Origin of the sequence: Moorella sp. E308F (assembly GCF_006538365.1) — a bacterium.
GTDB lineage: Bacteria > Bacillota > DSM-521 > Neomoorellales > Neomoorellaceae > Neomoorella.
This window is the reverse complement of the sequence record NZ_BJKN01000009.1, coordinates 1-1,188: the sequence shown is the minus strand read 5'-3', so window position 1 is coordinate 1,188 and position 1,188 is coordinate 1. Positions and strand designations below refer to the sequence as shown.

The following is a 1,188-nucleotide window of genomic DNA, read 5'->3' as shown; positions in this document are numbered from 1 at the left end:
CCGGGTTTCCCATAGTGCTTGCCGTTCGGCTTTGGTCATAAAGAAATTCCTCCTCAGCCTGTGTTCTGAAGAGGATTATCCCCTATACTCGGATATTGCGCCAAGGTGGGTTGTATTTGACGCTTACCATTTACGGGATCGAGGTATCACCGGTCCTCGTTAGTAAGGTGACGGATAAAATCATTCCCCAGATAGTTGAATGGCAGTCACGGCCATTAGATCCTGTCTACCCTATCATTTACCTTGATGCCATTCACTTCAAGGTAAAACAGGATAACCGCATTATTAATAAGGCTGTCTATACGATTCTGGGTATCATCGTTACGGGTCATAAAGATATTCTGGGCATCTGGATTGGCGAGAGCGAAAGTGCCAGCTTTTGGCTCGGCGTACTTAACGATTTAAAAAACCGGGGCGTGGAGGATATTATGATAGTCTGTAAAGACGACCTAACGGCATTTTCTGAGGCCATAAACGCGGTTTTCCCGCAGACAGAGGTACAACTCTGCGTCATTCACCAGATCAGCAATTCCTTCAAGTATGTTTCTTACAAAGACCGCAAATCGCTAATGGCCGAGTTAAAGCAGGCATATCAGGCTTTTACCCTTGAGGAAGCGGAGTTAAACTTCATCGAGTTCAAGGATAAATGGCAGAAGAAGTATCCCCTTGTAATTAAATCCTGGGAGAAGAACTGGCTGGAATTAACGGTTTATTTCAAGTATCCGCCGGAAATACGCCGGATTATCTATACCACCAATACCGTTGAGGGCTATCACCGGCAACTGAGAAAGGTTACTAAAACTAAAACGGCTTATCCTTCAGATGAGGCTTTAAGAAAAATCGTCTATATGGCCACCCTCGACATTGCTAGAAAATGGACTATGCCGATAAGAAATTGGAGCAAATGCCTTCCCCAACTGGTAATCTATTTTGATGAAAGATTGACAGCAAGAATGACTATTTAACTGGCTTGCAAGGGAATATTAACTGAGTTCTTGGGGGGCTCTGCCCCCAAACCCCCGAGGTTTATCGCTAGTTCTCCCAGGGATAATTGGTACTGAGGCGGATTAACCCCCGCAGATTGGACATATGCACCCGACATTAAGCTCTCTCGCAATTTTTCTTCAAGTTTTAAAGGGGCAAAGGCTTTCGAATACGCACCAATTTACGTCACACCCTCACGGGATG

The 1,188-nt window shown here is 45.0% G+C and carries 1 pseudogene; it reads left to right on the top strand.

The window, feature by feature from the left end:
* Nucleotides 1-128: 128 nt before the first annotated feature.
* Nucleotides 129-965 (top strand): annotated as a pseudogene (locus tag E308F_RS15645) (IS256 family transposase); the annotation flags it as partial.
* Nucleotides 966-1,188 lie beyond the last annotated feature (223 nt).